The sequence below is a fragment of the Roseomonas sp. HF4 genome, from assembly GCF_005222755.1.
Classification (GTDB): Bacteria; Pseudomonadota; Alphaproteobacteria; order Acetobacterales; family Acetobacteraceae; genus Neoroseomonas.
The window spans coordinates 198012-212852 of sequence record NZ_STGD01000010.1 but is presented as its reverse complement, the minus strand read 5'-3'; the positions used below and the strand labels follow the sequence as shown (position 1 = coordinate 212852).

The 14841-nt window shown below is 73.9% G+C and carries 13 protein-coding genes; 7 read left to right on the top strand and 6 right to left on the bottom strand.

What is annotated here, in order from left to right; genetic code table 11:
• Positions 1-303: 303 nt before the first annotated feature.
• Positions 304-1902, bottom strand: a complete 1599-nt coding sequence (locus E8M80_RS16460; RefSeq protein ID WP_137126796.1) for a hypothetical protein — start codon at positions 1900-1902, stop codon at positions 304-306.
• Between the two features lie 203 nt (positions 1903-2105).
• Between E8M80_RS16460 and E8M80_RS16455 the strand changes: the two genes are divergently transcribed.
• Entirely contained in the window at positions 2106-2819 is a 714-nt protein-coding gene (locus E8M80_RS16455; RefSeq protein WP_170979459.1) for a JAB domain-containing protein, read from the top strand.
• Between the two features lie 395 nt (positions 2820-3214).
• On the opposite strand, the gene E8M80_RS16450 is transcribed toward E8M80_RS16455, so the two are convergent.
• Together E8M80_RS16450 and E8M80_RS26030 are read right to left on the bottom strand one after the other, a co-directional pair.
• Positions 3215-3976, bottom strand: a complete 762-nt coding sequence (locus E8M80_RS16450; RefSeq protein WP_137126794.1) for a DUF6065 family protein — start codon at positions 3974-3976, stop codon at positions 3215-3217.
• A 73-nt stretch (positions 3977-4049) separates the two neighbouring features.
• Positions 4050-4217: a hypothetical protein gene (locus E8M80_RS26030; protein ID WP_170979458.1), complete on the bottom strand. Its 168-nt coding sequence runs from the start codon at positions 4215-4217 to the stop codon at positions 4050-4052.
• A gap of 263 nt (positions 4218-4480) precedes the next feature.
• On the opposite strand from E8M80_RS26030, the gene E8M80_RS16445 reads away from it, so the two are divergent.
• From E8M80_RS16445 to E8M80_RS16435, 3 genes are all read left to right on the top strand, one after another.
• A complete protein-coding gene (locus E8M80_RS16445) occupies positions 4481-5707 on the top strand; it encodes an MFS transporter (RefSeq protein ID WP_137126793.1) in 1227 nt (408 codons plus the stop codon).
• 92 nt (positions 5708-5799) lie between these two features.
• The gene (locus E8M80_RS16440; RefSeq protein WP_137126792.1) at positions 5800-6786 is read left to right on the top strand and encodes a tripartite tricarboxylate transporter substrate binding protein; all 987 of its coding nucleotides are present in this window, start codon (positions 5800-5802) and stop codon (positions 6784-6786) included.
• A 303-nt stretch (positions 6787-7089) separates the two neighbouring features.
• Complete coding sequence (locus E8M80_RS16435; RefSeq protein ID WP_137126791.1) at positions 7090-7656, top strand: DUF2889 domain-containing protein; 567 nt, start codon at positions 7090-7092, stop codon at positions 7654-7656.
• A 46-nt stretch (positions 7657-7702) separates the two neighbouring features.
• On the opposite strand, the gene E8M80_RS16430 is transcribed toward E8M80_RS16435, so the two are convergent.
• The 3 genes from E8M80_RS16430 to E8M80_RS16420 all read right to left on the bottom strand — a co-directional run bounded on the left by E8M80_RS16430 (position 7703) and on the right by E8M80_RS16420 (position 11585).
• On the bottom strand, positions 7703-8410 hold the full coding sequence (locus E8M80_RS16430) for a hypothetical protein (RefSeq protein WP_137126790.1): 708 nt from the start codon (positions 8408-8410) through the stop codon (positions 7703-7705).
• Between the two features lie 335 nt (positions 8411-8745).
• Positions 8746-11046 (bottom strand): fused MFS/spermidine synthase, encoded by a 2301-nt coding sequence (locus E8M80_RS16425; protein ID WP_137126789.1) that lies wholly within the window; start codon positions 11044-11046, stop codon positions 8746-8748.
• A gap of 101 nt (positions 11047-11147) precedes the next feature.
• Positions 11148-11585, bottom strand: a complete 438-nt coding sequence (locus E8M80_RS16420) for a hypothetical protein (RefSeq protein ID WP_137126788.1) — start codon at positions 11583-11585, stop codon at positions 11148-11150.
• A 185-nt stretch (positions 11586-11770) separates the two neighbouring features.
• Between E8M80_RS16420 and E8M80_RS16415 the strand changes: the two genes are divergently transcribed.
• The 3 genes from E8M80_RS16415 (at position 11771) to E8M80_RS16405 (ending at position 14639) form a co-directional block, all read left to right on the top strand.
• A complete protein-coding gene (locus E8M80_RS16415) occupies positions 11771-13309 on the top strand; it encodes an acetolactate synthase large subunit (protein WP_137126787.1) in 1539 nt (512 codons plus the stop codon).
• Between the two features lie 211 nt (positions 13310-13520).
• Positions 13521-14294: a short-chain dehydrogenase/reductase gene (locus E8M80_RS16410; protein ID WP_137126786.1), complete on the top strand. Its 774-nt coding sequence runs from the start codon at positions 13521-13523 to the stop codon at positions 14292-14294.
• 54 nt (positions 14295-14348) lie between these two features.
• Positions 14349-14639: a DUF1330 domain-containing protein gene (locus E8M80_RS16405; protein WP_137126785.1), complete on the top strand. Its 291-nt coding sequence runs from the start codon at positions 14349-14351 to the stop codon at positions 14637-14639.
• Positions 14640-14841 lie beyond the last annotated feature (202 nt).

The following is a 14841-nucleotide window of genomic DNA, read 5'->3' as shown; positions in this document are numbered from 1 at the left end:
TCCGGCGCCAGGCTCTCCTGGCCGATGGTGCGATGTGCCATGCCGCCCGCTCCCCGCGTCGCGCAGCACAGAGAATCAGTGAGCACGCCGCGCCGCAAGGCTTCCGCGCACAGGTCTCATAAAGGCCGGCCCGGAGCGATCGGCCCGCCCCGCTCATGCCTGACCGCCGAAGGGCTCACCTTCGCCCGCCCGCAGGCGTCGGGCGGGCCGCATCCGCGCCCCCCGGCTTCGCCGCACCCGCGCCGAGCGCCGACCGGCGCCGCGACCCTGCGGGGCGCGGGTCAGACCTTCGGTCGCTCGGTATCACCCCACGCCGGCCGCGCGCAGCCCCCGAAGGAAATGGTCCATCTCCTGCCGCCGCCGGTAGGGCGCCGCCTGGCGGAAGCGCTGCACCGTGAAGCCCGGATCGAGTTCCAGCAGCGCGCGCACCAACGGCCGCGCCTCCTCCGCCCGCCCAAGATGGCCGAGCGCCGCAATCCGCGCGCGCAGCGCAGCCGTGAAGCGCGGCTGCACCTGCAGCACGCGGCGGCCGATCTCGCTTGCCGCCTCGTGGTTGCCGAGCAGCATCTCGACCGTCGCCAGCCCCGCCTCGGTGAAGAAGGCGTGCGGGTTGCGCGGCAGCAGCGCCAGCGCGCGCCGCAGGTGCCGCCGCGCCGCCTCCAGCTCACCGGCATAAGCATGCGCCATGCCGGCGAAGGTCCAGGCGGCGGGCAGGCTAGGGTTCACCTCCAGCGCCCGCTGGCACAGCGCGATCGCCTCCGGCACCTGGTGGTGCAGGAAACCGCGCACATGCCCCGCGATCGCGAGCCCGCGCGCATCCCGCGGGTCGAGCAGGATCGCCTGTTCCGCCGCCGCGCCGGCGGCGGCCAACGTCTCGCGCTCGTTCGCGGTCCAGCCCTGGCCCACCATCAGCACGTTCCAGTAGGCGAGCCAGGCCTGCGCGCTGGCGCAATGCGGGTCGCGCCGCACGGCCAGCGCCAGCACCTTGCCGGCGCGCTCGAAGGCGTCGCGCTCAAGCCGATGGAGGTCGGGCAGGACGCGCATCACCATCTCCTGCGCGCTCGCCTCGGTCAGCGGGCGGGCGGCGGCGCGCTCGGCCTCCAGCAGCAGCAACTCATGCTCGAGCCGCGCGCAGGCGAGCGCCGCGACCTCCCCGGCGAGGTCGGCCGCCCGCGGCTCCTCGGGCTCGATCACGGCGGACCACAGCACGGCGCCGCCGCCCGCAACGTCCACCAGCCGCAATGCCACCTGCGGCCGCCGTCCCGCCAGGTGGATGTTGCCTGAGAGCATGTAGTCCGGCGCGGTCGCCCGCGCGCCCGGCACCTCGACCAGCACGGCGACCGACCGCAGCGCCGAGAGCGCGGCGATCACCGCATCGGTCGTCGCGACATCAAGCGTGCCCACGGCCGGCCCCGCCAGGTTGCCGAAGGGCACCACGAGCACGCCCGGGCGGCGCGCGGCGGCGGGCGCGCGGGCGGCGGCGCCGCGGGCTTCGGGCGGCGTTGCGGGGCGCGGGGCGCCGCCCTCGGACTGCGCGAGCCAGTCGTCGAGCTGCGGGTCGATGCCGCGCAGTTCGGGCAGGAAGGGCCATCCGTCCTGGCGCGCGGCCGTCTCGACCCGCACGCGCCCAGGGTCGAGCCAGATCGCGCCGGCATCGGCGCGCAGCATCGCGTCATGCCCCGGGCCGAGCGAGGCCCTGAGGTCGTGCAGCACGTCGCGCAGCCGGGCCAGCGCCTGCGGCCCGGCGGCGCCGCTCCAGAGCAGCCCGGCCAGCAGCCGCCGCGGCATCCGGTGCCCGGGGGCGAGCGCCAGGAGCGCCAGGATCGCGCGCGGCCGCGCACCGCCTGGCAACAGGTCGTGCCCGTCGGCCGCGGCCAGCGCCATGCCATCGCCAAGGCGCATGACCGCCGGGCCCGGCGGCGGGGCCGGGGCTTCGGGCGGGAACGGCGGGACGCCGACGCTCGGCAACGCGGAGCACCTCCTCGCGGCGCGTTGGCACCGACGCCGTTCCGACGCCGTCCGACGCTTTTCCGATGTTCGCCATATCGCTGAATGAAGACAATTTAAATCCCCAAATGGTTGAATTTTGCGAAGGAGGCCCGGAGATGCTCGGCCTGCAGCCCCCCGCCCCGGCCGCCGCCCCGCCGGTACCGCCCGCCCCGGTCCATCGCGCCGCCGCCTGCGCGCCTGCGGGGGCCGATGCCCTTTCGGAGGACCGGGAGGTGCTTTTCGCGGTCCTGTCTCATTGTCTCGGCTGGATGGAGGGCGCCGACGCAGCCGAGGCCGTGCTCGGCCGCTACGGCGGTTTGGCGGCGGCGGCGGCGGCCGAGGAAGCCGAGCTTGCCGCCCTGCCCGAACTCGGCGAGGCCGGCGCGGCGGCGTTGAAGGCGGTGCACGCGGCGGCACGCCACCTGGCCGCGGCGGCGCTGGATGCCCGGCCGGCGCTGCGCAGCACCGGCGCCATCCTGGCCTATGCGCGGGCGCGCGGCGCCGGCCTCGCCGTCGGGGAAACGCGCGCCCTCTTCCTCGACGCGCGGGAGCGGCTGATCGTGGACGAGGTGGTGGCCTGCCCCGGCACCGAGGCCGGCGCACCCGCCCGCGTGCTGCGCCGCGCCCTGGCGCTGCAGGCGGGGGCCATGATCCTGCTGCGCGACGCCGGCGCCGCGCCGCCCGCGCCGGCCGAGGCCGACCTCGACCTGGCACGCCGCGTCGGCACAGCGGGCGCGGCGCTCGGGGTGCGGCTGCACGACCTGCTGGTGGTCGGCCGGGCGGCGCATGCCTCGCTGCGCGCGGCCGGACTGCTGGCGGCCGAAGCGTGATGCCGAGCGGGCAAAGGTTTCATCTTCGTCCCCCTCAGACGCGTCGTGCCGAAGGCGCGCCTGCGGCGTGACGCGCGGCGCATCCGCGCGGCCTGGCTTCGCGGCAAAGGCCGCGGCGCCCATTCGGGCGCTCGGCCCTTCGGGCCGGAGGTCGGAACGTCGTCCGCCGGGTATGTTGCCGGCCCTCGGCCCGGAAGGGCGGGGGATGAGAACCTCCCCCGAACGCCCGCTCCTTTCTTGTCATCTGGCACCGGTCCTGGAAGGCCGGGGGCCAAGTGGCAAGGAAGGTTGTGGGGGGTCCGGGGGGAGAAGCTCCCTTCTCCCCCCCAACCCTTCGCTCGTGGTTCCCGTCCGGCATCAAGCCTCGGCGGGCCGGCCTGGTACCTGTCGCGCCGCTACGCCGCCTCCGCTCGTCGGCGGCGGCGCACCTCAGCCGCCTGGCGCCCGAGCGGGCAGCCGCCCTCGCGGCGCGGCGCGACGATGCTGGCCTCGTAGGCATCCCAGTCCGCCGGCGCCATGCCGGCCAGACCATGCGCCACCTCGAAGCCGCTCAGGGCAGCCTCGCCATGGGCCTCGCGCGGGATGGGCTGGACCTGGAACAGCGGCATGTCCTGGCGGAACTCGACCGGCGTGCCGGTGCGGGTCAGGCGCAGGTTGACGAATAGCGGGCCGAACCAGCGGTCGGCCTCGACGATGCCCTCGTAGAGCTCGACGCCCGGCAGGCGGGGCAGGTTGGCCGGCGCGCGCACCAGTAGCGACCAGCCCGGCCGGCTGCGCGCGAACAGGCCCGACCAGATGTTGACCAGCCCGGGCTCCGGCAGGGCGCCGACCAGCGGCGGCGACCAGCCGCCGAGGCCCGCCGGCGCCGCCGTGTCGAAGGCGTCGCGGAAGCCCGGGAACTGCGCGACGGTCAGCGGGTGCCAGGCGTCCGCGCCGCGCCAGGTCCAGCGGATCGCCTCGCCGTCCCAGGCCAGCGCCATGTCGATCGCGGGGAAGACGTGCCAGCCGAAGCCGGCGGCGGAGGTCGCGGCCTCGCAGTAGCGGAAGGCGCGGGTCGGCAGCGTGCCGCCGGCGGCGCGGTCGGCACGCTGCGGCGCGCGCGCGCCCGGGGTCACGGCATGGAAGCGCACGAGGGGCTCGGCGGCGTCGGTGGCCATGACAGGACGTCCTTCCTGGGTCTTGGATCGGATCGCGGCCCGCCCGGCCGCGCGGGCCGGGCGGCGCGGGGGATCAGCCCTGGCCGAGGATCGGGCTGAGGCCGCCGAGGCGGAGCCTGCCGGGATCCGCGATCTCGACCGGCGCGAAGAGCGGCGAGAGCCCGCCGACGCGCAGCATCCCGGCATCGGCGGTCGAGGCCGGGGTGGCGGGCGCCGGGGCGGTGCTGGTGGGGGTGGTCATGGTGCGTGTCCTTCGCATCAACGGGGCTTCCGGCGGGGAAGCCCCTTGGGGGGCAGGGTGCTGCGGGCTGCCTCGATCGAGGCTGTCCGCCACGGGTCCGGGGGCGCAGCGCCCGCTGACATGAGTTAGGTAAAAACACCTAGGAAAAGATGTCAACCAAAAATGCGAACATATGACGAACTTCTTCGCGTGCCGCGTGCGCATGGCTGCCCCTGCCCGCCCCCCGCTACCGTCGCGCGCGCCGCTCGCGCGACAAGGGGCGCATGACCGCGACCCACAGCCTCGATGGCCGCACGCGCCTCAACCTGCTGTTGCTGGCCTCCTGCCAGGCGCTGGGCCAGGCCGCGAACACCATGATGTTCGCGGCCACGGCACTGTCGGTCGTGACCTTCTACGCGGACCGCGAGCTCGCGACCCTGCCGGTCACGCTGCAGCACCTGGGCGTCATGCTCTGGGTCTTTCCGGCCGCGCTGCTCATGCAGCGCATGGGCCGGCCCTTCGGCTTCCGCACCGGATCGGTATTCGGCATGGCGGGCGCGGCCATCGTCGGCAGCGGCCTCTACACCGCCAGCTTCGTCCTGATGTGCCTGGGCGGCGTCGTGCTCGGCTATGCGGTCGCGAGCCTGCACATGTACCGCTTCGCGGCGGTGGAACTCGTGCCCCCCTCCTACCGCGCCAAGGCCATTTCCTGGGTCACGGCGGGCGGCGTCGTCGCCGGGCTGATCGGGCCACCGCTCGTGCGCATCACGCACGACCAGTGGATGCCGATCTACCTCGCGACCTATGCCGCCATGGCGGGGCTGCATATCGTTGTTTTCGTCGTGATGGGCTTCATCCGCTTCCCGGCGCCCGATGCCGCGCGCGTGCCGGCCGCAGCAGCGGCCGCGCCGGCCGAACCGCCGCGGCCGCTGCTGCGGATCGCGGCGCAGCCCCGGTTCCTCGCCGCCGTCGCCTCGGCCATGGTGGCCTACGGCGTGATGTCGTTCCTCATGACCGCCTCGCCGCTTGCCATCGTCGGCTGCGGCTTCGCCCATGCCGAAGCGCACTGGGTCATCTTCCTGCACGTGATGGGCATGTTCGTGCCGTCCTTCTTCACCGGCAACCTGATCACGCGCTACGGCACGGTGCCCGTGATGGCGGCCGGCATCCTGCTGCTGCTGGCGGGCGTCGCGGCCGGGCTCGGCGGCCTGAGCGAGTGGCATTTCCGCGCCGCCCTGACGCTGAACGGCATCGGCTGGAACTTCCTGTTCGTCGGCGCCACGACGCTGGTCACCACCTGCTACCGGCCGAACGAGCGCGGCAAGGTGCAGGCGCTGAACGACTTCCTGGTCTTCGGCACCACCGCCACCGCGTCCTTCCTGGCCGGCCTCCTGCAGGAACGCATCGGCTGGTTCATGCTGAACTGGTTCGCGCTCGTGCTCATGGGCGTGGCAGTCCTCGCGGTCGGATGGCTGCACCTGCAGCAGCGGCGGGCCAGCGCGCCGGCCTGACCGCGGCGCGGCGTCTGGCCTTCCGCGCGCCGCCGGCCAATATGGCGGGAACCGCGCCGGCACCGGCCGGCCAACCGGGAGACCGCACGACCATGAACCCCGCCCTTCCCAGCCGGCGCGCGCTGCTGGCGACCGCCGCCGCCGCGCTGCCGCTCCCCGCGCTCGCGCAGGCGCCCTGGCCGAACCGGCCGATCCGCGCCGTCGTGTCCTTCCCGCCGGGCGGCGCGATCGACACGGTCACGCGGCTGATCGGCCCGATCATGAGCGAGCAGCTCGGCCAGCCCATCGTCGCCGAGAACCGTCCCGGCGCCACCGGCACGATCGCCGCCGCTGCGGTCGCGCAGGCGCAGCCCGATGGCTACACCTTCCTCTTCGACGCGTCGTCGCACGCCTCGGCGCCGCATCTCGTTCGTGGGCTGACCTTCAACTACGAGACTGCCTTCGCGCCGGTGACGCAGCTGACGACCGTGCCGCTCATTTTGGTCGCCCACCCATCCGTGCCCGCCAACACCATCCAGGAATTCCTCGCCCTCGGCCGCGAGCGCGCGCGGGCGGGCAATCCGCTCGTCTATGCCTCCTCCGGCAACGGCTCGGCGGCGCACTACTCGGCGGTGCTGTTCCTGCAGCAGGCGGGGTTCGAGGCGACGCACGTGCCCTTCCGCGGCGGCGGGCCGGCCGTGCAGGCGCTGCTGTCCGCCACGGTGCAGTTCCACATGGGCACCACGGCATCCTCCACCGCGCTGGCGCAGTCGGGCAGGCTCAAGGCCTATGCGGTGACCACGCGCACGCGCATCCCGCAGCTGCCGGACGTGCCGACGCTGGCCGAATCCGGCCTCACGGGCTTCGAGTGGATCGAATGGGGCGGCATCTTCGCCCCCGCCGGCACACCGACGCCGATCATCGAGCGTATGAACGCCGCCGCGCGCCACGCGCTGGCGCAGGACAGCGTGAAGGACCGCCTGGCGCAGATCGGCATGCTGCCGGTCGGCAGCGCAGCACCGGACTTCGCGCGGTACGTGCGCGAACAGCAGGCGATCGTCGGACGGCTGACGCGCGAGGCGGGCATCACGCTCGACTGAGGTGGCGCGGCGGACGGCCGATGCGGCCAGCCGACCGACGCCGACCCCGGACACGATGCCCCTGTCGGAAGGTGGGGGGGGGGGAGACCCTCCCCCGATCCCCCCTCCCTTCGTTGCGACTTGGCACCGGAAATCCAGGGCCAGATGCCGGAAGCTGGCGCCGGGGCGAAGGGTTCGTCACGCTGCGTCCCGGTCCCGCCTTCGGCCGCCATGCCCGCAGCGCACCCGGCCCCCGCGCCGTGGCGGCTGGCCTTCCGGACGCCGCCGCGATACGCCCAACCCACGCCGCACCGGGACCCCGACATGCCGCTCTCCGCGCCGATCGACCGCGAACCCATGCACCGCCGGGGCATCGAGATGCACGGCTATCGCCGCGCCGACGGCCTCTTCGACATCGAGGCGCATCTGCTCGACACCAAGTTCTACGGCTTCGAGAACGAGGAGCGCGGCTGGCTGCCTCCCGGCACGCCGCTGCACGGCATGTGGCTGCGCCTGACGGTGGACGAGGACCTGCTGATCCACGCCTGCGAGGCAGCCTCCGACCACACGCCCTATGCCGTCTGCCCTCAGGCGGCGCCCAATTTCGCGCGGCTCGCGGGCCTCACCATCGGCCCCGGCTTCAATCGCGCTGTGCAGGAACGCGTCGGCGGCGTGCTCGGCTGCACGCATCTGCGCGAAGTGCTGGCCCAGATGGCGACCGTCGCCTACCAGACGCTCTATCCCGTGCGGCGGCAGAAGGAACTGGCGCGCGAGGCGGCGAGCGGCGTGAGGGCGAAGCCGCGCATCCTCGGCACCTGCCTGGCCTATGCCCCGGACAGCCCGGTCGTGAAGATGCGCTGGCCCTGGCTCGGCGCCGACGCGGCGGAGTGATCGGAGCCTTCTCCGAGCAGATGGAATCACCTGGTCGGTCGCCGCTCTAGCCCGGCGTGCCCGGCACCGAGGCGTGCCAGCGCAGCAGCCTGAGCCGGCCGTCCTGCATCAGCCGCAGGCGCAGCAGCCAGGCCTCGGCCTCGGCCACCAGGGCAGCGGCTGCCGGGGCGCCCGGCCGACCCTGCTCCGCCGCCAGCGCGCCGAGCAGCGCGCGCCAGCCCTTTAGCGCCGCCGCGCGGTGCCGCGGGCCGGCATCCTCGACGACATGCACCTGGAAGCCCGCGCCGCGCAGCGCGTCCGTCATCGCGGCCTCGGATGGCGGCGGCGTGTCGCGGCCCTCGGCCAGGAGCCATCGGTCCTCCGCCTGTCCCGCCGGCACGCCGCGCGCCACGATGTCCACCAGCACGGCCTGCCCGCCCGGCCGCAGGGCCGCGGCCGCGGCGGTCAACAGCCCCGCCGGCGTGCCGCCGCCGCGCAGGGGCTCGAGCAGCATGGCGTGGTGGTGGAAGCGCGGGCGGAATGCGGGGGCGCCGGCATCGAAGGGCGCCGCCGTGACCTTGCCGCGCTTCGGCTGCGGCCGGCCGGGCGCGGGTGGATCGGGGTCGAAGGCGGCGACGAAGCAGCCGCGCGCGCCGACGATGACCGCGCTGCTCGCGCGCGCGGCACGTCCGGCGAGCAGCAGCGTCGCCTCCGGCGCCAGCGGCAGCAGGGCGGCGAGGCGCAGCACCTCGGTGGCGCCGCCGGGCAGGGCCATGCCTTCCCCCCACAGCCGGTCGGACCAGTGCTGCCGCGGGAAGGGCGGCGGGCCGGCCGGCGGTGGCGCAGCGGCAGGGGGCGAACCGGTCGATGGGGCGGGCGCAGGCGTGCCGGCCGCCGCGCGCGGCGACGAGGCGCCGCCCAGCAACCGCGCGCCGCCCGCGATGGTGCGGCGCAGGAGGCCCGGGGCCAGCGGGCCCCAGGGGCGCGCCTCGGTGACGTGCGCTTCCTGGTCCGGCGGAATGGTTCGTCTCCTGTCCCCCGCGCCAGAAAACAGGACGACCGTGAAGAAACGGTTGCGCGCGGCCCGAGCACCTGCGCGCCGGGCGGCGCCTAGCGGGCCGGCGGCGCCCGCCGCAGCGCCATGGCCGGTGCGATGCGGTCCGCGAAGGTCGCGGTCGTGAACGCGTCCTGGTTCATGTAGAACTCGTCGCGCGGGAAGACGTCCGTCAGCGTCGCGGGACCGCGCTCGGTCTCCGGCGTCCACATCAGCGCGGGGCGGGCGAAGAACCCCGGCCAGTTCTCGTAGTCCGGGTTGCCCGCGCGCAGGTGCGCAACCGTAGGCGCGGCCGCGAAGGCGCGCGCCAGGCCTTCCGGGTCGAAGGGGATCGGATCGTTCGAGCCGACCAGCACCTCGCCGGGCATCAGCAGCAGCACGTGCGGGAAGGCGGCGACGAAGGTTTCGACCACCCGGCCCGAGGGCGCCCACTGGATGTACATCCCGCCCGGCGCCAGGCGTTCGCGCACGCGGGCCAGGAACTCGGCGCTGTAGAGCAGGCCGGAATGCGAGCTCTGCGGCAGGATCGCGTCGGCCTCGATGATGTCGTAGAGCCGGTCCTCCTTGGCCAGCGTCCGCCGCCCGTCTCCGTATTCGAGCTGCCAGCGCGGGTCCTCGAACATGCGCGCCATGGGGCTTCCCGGATGGCGGCGGCCGACCTCCTCGAGCGCCGTCAGCACCGGGCCGACCAGTTCGATCGCGCGTACGCGGCTTTCCGGCCGCACGCCCGCGGCCCAGGGCGTGCCGCCGCTGCCCACGCCGATGACCAGCACCTCCCGCGGGTCGGGGTGGATCAGCGGTCCGACGGCGCCGAGGAACTGGTGGATCGGCAGGAAGGGGATGCGCCCCTGGCTGAAGCCCTGGATGAAGAAGGGGCCGTCCGCGCGGGTGTCGGCCGCGTTCCCGTCCCGGAAATAGGCGACGCCGGAGCGGTCCTCGGCCCAGGCGGCGATCTGGCCTGGCCGTTCGGCATGCAGCCGCGTCCAGAAGGCGGCATTGCCCGGGATGACCAGCGCCAGCGCGGCGCAGCCTCCGGCCAGGGCGGCCTCGACCGGTCGCCGGCGCAGGCCCGCGGCGAGCCCCGCCCCGCCCCCCGCGCGCCACAGCCAGAACAGCACCAGCAGCAGCGACAGCACGGCCAGCAGGCGCAGCGTGCCCGGCGTGCCGAGCAGGTGGAAGGTCACGAGCCCGGTGAGGATCGACCCCGCCGCATTGCCCGCGATGTTCGCCAGCTGCACCCAGCCGACGCGCGCGCCGACCGAGGACAGGTCGCGCTGCACCGCCCGCTGCACGAAGGGGAAGGTCATGCCGATCAGGAACGATGGCGGCGCCACCACCACGGCGGTCAGCGCCAGCATGGTCGCGAGCCGTTCGCCGTGCATCCGGTTGTGGTCGACCGCCAGCAGGTCGTGCAGCGGCCAGTGCGGCAGCGCGTACCAGAGTGCCAGCAGCAGCGTCGTGGCCAGCACGAAGCCGGCCGACTGCGTGATGAAGAAGGCTGGGCGCGGGTCCTCGATCCGGCGCACCATCCGCGCCGCGACCGCCATGCCGAGCCCGTCCGCCAGCAGGAAGATGCCGAGCACGGTCGGGAACAGGTAGGCGTGGTACTGCCCGACCTGGCCCAGCATCCGCACCCACACGATCTCGAGCGCCACGATCACGTAGCCCGACAGGAACACCAGCAGGCACCAGAGCGGCAGGCCCCCGTAGCGCCCGTCATCGGCGGCGCGGGCCTCGGCGGCGGGCGGTGGCGGGGCGGCGCGCAGCGCCGGCAGCAGCGTCAGCGTCAGCGCCGCGGCGGCGAATTCGAGCCCGGCCGCGAGCCAGAGCGCCCCGACGAAGCCCATGTGCCCGACCAGCACCCAGCCGCCGAGCAGCGCGCCGATGCCGGCGCCCAGCGTATTCAGGCCGTAGAGCGTGCCGATGCGCTCGGCGATCCTGTCCCGGTCGGTCGCGACCGCGCGCGCCAGCAGCGGCAGGGATGCGCCCATCAGCGTGGTCGGCAGCACCAGCCCCGCGAAACACAGCGCGAAGATCGCCGGCGCCGCATCCACCACGCCGGCCAGGTCGGTAGCGAGCCAGTCATACAGGAACGCCTTGGAAGCCAGCGCGAAGATGCCGACGCCGACCTCGGCCAGTGCGAAGCCCACCAGCGCCTGCGCCGCGGTCAGCCGGTCCGCGATCTTCGCCCCGATGATGGAGCCGAGGCCGAGCCCGGCGAGGAAGGCGCCCACCACCAGCGCGGCCGAAATGGTGTCCGACCCGGCGAAGATGCCGAGCATGCGCTGCCAGACGATCTGGCACAGCAACGCGGCGAACCCCGTCGCGAAAAACGCGGCGGTGAGACGCGACATCATGCGGGTGTTCCCTGCATCCCCCGGCCGCGCCCCCCTGGCTGGCCGACGGGGATACTCCCAAACATGGCGGCCGAATTACGGCAAGGTGATTTATGGCGGCGTCAGCGAAGCGCCGGGACGGCGCGGCGAGCCACCAGCAGCAGCAGCCCGACGCCCCAGCCGTAGGCGCCGTTGATCAGCGCCGACCGCCACCAGCGGTTAAGGTCGTAGCCCGCCATCAGCGGCTGCCCGCGCAGTGCCGCGACCAGGGTGAAGCCGACCAGCACGCAGCCGAGGCCGCCGACCAGCAGCCCCACCAGCAGTGGCGGCCAGGCCGGCCGCGCCGCCAGGATGGCCGCGATCGCGATGCCCCAGATGCCGCCCCAGAAGGCCAGGGAGGCGAGCTGCGGCACGGCGAAGGGGCCGACCGGGCGCATCGGGAAGGCCGGGTTCGGCAACATGCCCGCGAGGTGCAGCAGCGCCACGGTGCCCTGGTGGAACATCAGCACCGAAAGCACACCGGCGGCGAAGCCCGTCGCCGCCACGCGCAGCGCCGTCATGGCCGCGCGGCCCCGCCGTGGCGGGATATCCGGGACATCGGCATGGCGGCGACCTCGTCCTGTCCGTGCGCGCCAGGATGCGGCAGGCCTGCGCCCCCCGCAACGCTGCGCGGCCCGGGCGCCACCTTGCCCGCGGGCGCCGTCCCGCGCAGGCTGCGCCCATCGTCGATGTCTGGAGATGCGCAGTGAACGGTGCCGAGAGCCTGGTCCACACACTTCTGGGGTGCGGGGTGGAGGTCTGCTTCGCCAACCCGGGCACGAGCGAGATGCACTTCGTCGCCGCGCTGGACCGCATCCCGGGCATGCGCTGCGTGCTCGGCCTGCAGGAGAACGTGGTCACCGGCATGGCCGACGGCTACTGGCGCATGCAGGGCAAGCCCGCCGCGACGCTGCTGCATTGCGGCCCCGGGCTCGCGAACGGGCTGGCCAACCTGCACAACGCGCGGCGCGCGCGGTCGGGCGTCGTGAACTGCGTCGGCGACCAGGCGACCTACCACCGCCCCTTCGACGCGCCGCTGACGGCCGACACCGAAGGCTGGGCGCGCGGCGTGTCGCACTGGATGCGGACCTCGACCAAGGCGACCGACGTCGGCGCCGATGCCGCCGCCGCCGTGCAGGCGGCGCTGACCTCCCCGGGGCAGATCGCGACCATGATCCTGCCGTCCGACACCTGCTGGGACGACGGCGGCGTGGTCGCGAAGCCGCTGCCGGTGCCGCAGCCGCAGGCGGCCGACCCGCACGCCGTGCGCAACGTCGCGCGCATCCTGCGGGAGAAGAAGAACGTCCTGATCCTGCTCGGCGGGAAGGCGCTGCGCGAAGGCGCGCAGGCCTTCGCCTGGCGTGCCGCGCAGGCGACCGGCGCGCGGCTGATGGCCGAGGGATCGAACGGCCGCACCGAGCGCGGCCAGGGCCGCCTGCCGCTGGAGCGCGTGCCCTATCCGGCCGATGTCGCCATCAAGGCGCTCGCCTGGGTCGAGCACCTGGTCGTGGTGAACGCACGCCCGCCGGTCGGCTTCTTCGCCTATCCCGGCATGCCGTCGCTGCACTACCCGCCGACCGCGGAAGTCCATGTCCTGACGCGCTACGAGCAGGATGCGGAAGCGGCGCTGGCCGCGCTCTGCGATGAACTCGGCGCGCCGGCCGTGCCGATGCCCGACGTGGGCAAGCGCCCCGACCGCGCGCGTGGCGCGCCGACGCCCGAGGGGCTTGCCCGTACCGTCGCCGCCCTGATGCCGGAGGAGGCGATCATCGCCGACGAGAGCGTCTCCTTCGGCCGCGGCTTCTTCCCCGAGACCTTCGCCGCGCCGAAGCACGACTGGCTGCAGATCACGGGCGGCGCGATCGGCTGCGGCCTGCCGCTGGCGACCGGTGCCGCGATCGGCGGCGGCGGGCGGCGCGTGATCAACCTGCAGGCGGACGGGTCCGCGATGTACACGGTGCAGGCGCTCTGGACCCAGGCACGGGAGAGGCTGCCGGTCACGACCGTCATCCTGTCCAACCGCAAGTACCAGATCCTGCTCGGCGAATATCAGAATGTCGGCGCCAATCCGGGGCCGACGGCGATGAACATGCTCGACCTCGGCAACCCGGACATCGGCTGGGTGAAGATGGCCGAGGCGATGGGCGTGGAGGCGGCGCAGGCGACGACGCTCGACCAGGTGGGGGACCTGATGGCGCAGTCCTTCGCGCGGTCCGGGCCGTTCCTGATCGAACTCGTGATCTGAGGGCGCCGGAGAGGGGCGCCGCCCCGCTCCGGACCTCACCCCCGGCAAAGGCCGAAGGGCCTTTGCGAACCGGTTTTCGGTGTCGGCCCGGCGGGCGGCACCGAACGTGGCGGCGGGGCGCCAGTATTGGTTCCCAAAGGCCCTTCAGCCTTTGGTGGGGTGGTCCGGAGGGGGCGCGGCCCCCTCCGTCAACAGCGGAGAACACGCGTCCATGGACATGAACATCGCCGGCAAGCGCGTGCTGGTCACCGGCGGCTCGAAGGGCATCGGCCTCGCCTGCGCCGAGGCCTTCGCGGCCGAGGGCTGCGACCTGGTGCTCTCGTCGCGCGATGCCGCGACGCTCGCGGCCGCGGCCGACGCAGTCCGCGCGAAGCACCAGGTGCGCATCGAGACGCTGGCCGCCGACCTCAGCCAGGATGAGGAGCGCGAGCGCCTGCATGCCGCCTTCCCCGACATCGACATCCTGGTGAACAACGCCGGCGCCATTCCCGCCGGGCGCCTGGCCGACATCCCGATCGCGCGCTGGAAGCAGGCCTGGGACCTCAAGGTCATGGGCTATGTCCATCTGTGCCAGCTTTATCTGCCCGTGATGGAGGCGCGCGGTGCGGGCGCCATCGTCAACATCATCGGCATGGCGGGGCGCGCGCCGCGCGCGGGCTACATCTGCGGCGGCGCGGGCAATGCGGCGCTGATCGCCTTCACATCGGCGCTCGGCGCGGCGGCGCAGACCTCGGGCGTGAAGGTCGTCGGCATCAATCCGGCGGCGACCAAGACCGACCGCATGGTCACGCAGGCGCGCACCAACGCGAAGCTGAAGTTCGGCGACGAGGAGCGATGGGCCGAGACGCTGACCGGCCTGCCCTTCGGCCGCCCGATCGAGGCGTCGGAGATCGCGGACCTCGCGGTGTTCCTCGCTTCCCCGCGCGGGCACTACGTGAACGGGACGGTGGTGGACGTGGATGGCGGGGGCATGTTCCGTGCCTGATGCGCCGCGGCCCGGCCGCGGGGCCGGGCGCGGCGTCCAACCCGGGAGGGCGTCATGAAGGCCTACGTGATCGCGCTGGAGACCATCCACGACCAGACGATGTTCGATGCCTACCGCCAGCAGGTGATGCCGACCCTGGCGACCTTCGGCGGCACCTTCGTGGTGCGCGGCGGGCACCTGACGGTGCTCGAGGGCGACTGGCCCCACCAGCGCACCGTTATCATCGAATTCCCGTCCCGCGAGGCGGCGGAGGGCTGGTACGCCTCCCCCGCCTACCAGGCGGTGATCGGGCTGCGGCAGGGTAGCTCCAGCGGCAGCCTCGTGATCGTCGACGGGCCGGGCTGACACCTGGAGCAGCGTCCGATCGGATGGAACCGCCGCGCGGTTCCATCCGATCGGACATAAGCTGCTCTGGATAATTGTTTTCTGGAGCAAGAAGGCTTCACCTTCCTGCCCCTTGGACGCCGGGCAGGCCGCAGTCGCGGCCTCGGCCCTTTGTGCCGCAAGTCGGAACCCGTGCGATTCGCATGAACGCCGGCCGCGCCGG

Excerpts from the sequence above, each read along its gene's own strand:
- E8M80_RS16460 (WP_137126796.1), bottom strand. The coding sequence starts at position 1,902 with ATGCGCCTTGGCGATGGCATGGCGCTGGCCGCGGCCGACGGGCACGAC.
- E8M80_RS16455 (WP_170979459.1), top strand. The coding sequence starts at position 2,106 with ATGCTCGGCCTGCAGCCCCCCGCCCCGGCCGCCGCCCCGCCGGTACCG.
- E8M80_RS16450 (WP_137126794.1), bottom strand. The coding sequence starts at position 3,976 with ATGGCCACCGACGCCGCCGAGCCCCTCGTGCGCTTCCATGCCGTGACC.
- E8M80_RS26030 (WP_170979458.1), bottom strand. The coding sequence starts at position 4,217 with ATGACCACCCCCACCAGCACCGCCCCGGCGCCCGCCACCCCGGCCTCG.
- E8M80_RS16445 (WP_137126793.1), top strand. The coding sequence starts at position 4,481 with ATGACCGCGACCCACAGCCTCGATGGCCGCACGCGCCTCAACCTGCTG.
- E8M80_RS16440 (WP_137126792.1), top strand. The coding sequence starts at position 5,800 with ATGAACCCCGCCCTTCCCAGCCGGCGCGCGCTGCTGGCGACCGCCGCC.
- E8M80_RS16435 (WP_137126791.1), top strand. The coding sequence starts at position 7,090 with ATGCCGCTCTCCGCGCCGATCGACCGCGAACCCATGCACCGCCGGGGC.
- E8M80_RS16430 (WP_137126790.1), bottom strand. The coding sequence starts at position 8,410 with ATGGCCCTGCCCGGCGGCGCCACCGAGGTGCTGCGCCTCGCCGCCCTG.
- E8M80_RS16425 (WP_137126789.1), bottom strand. The coding sequence starts at position 11,046 with ATGATGTCGCGTCTCACCGCCGCGTTTTTCGCGACGGGGTTCGCCGCG.
- E8M80_RS16420 (WP_137126788.1), bottom strand. The coding sequence starts at position 11,585 with ATGACGGCGCTGCGCGTGGCGGCGACGGGCTTCGCCGCCGGTGTGCTT.
- E8M80_RS16410 (WP_137126786.1), top strand. The coding sequence starts at position 13,521 with ATGGACATGAACATCGCCGGCAAGCGCGTGCTGGTCACCGGCGGCTCG.
- E8M80_RS16405 (WP_137126785.1), top strand. The coding sequence starts at position 14,349 with ATGAAGGCCTACGTGATCGCGCTGGAGACCATCCACGACCAGACGATG.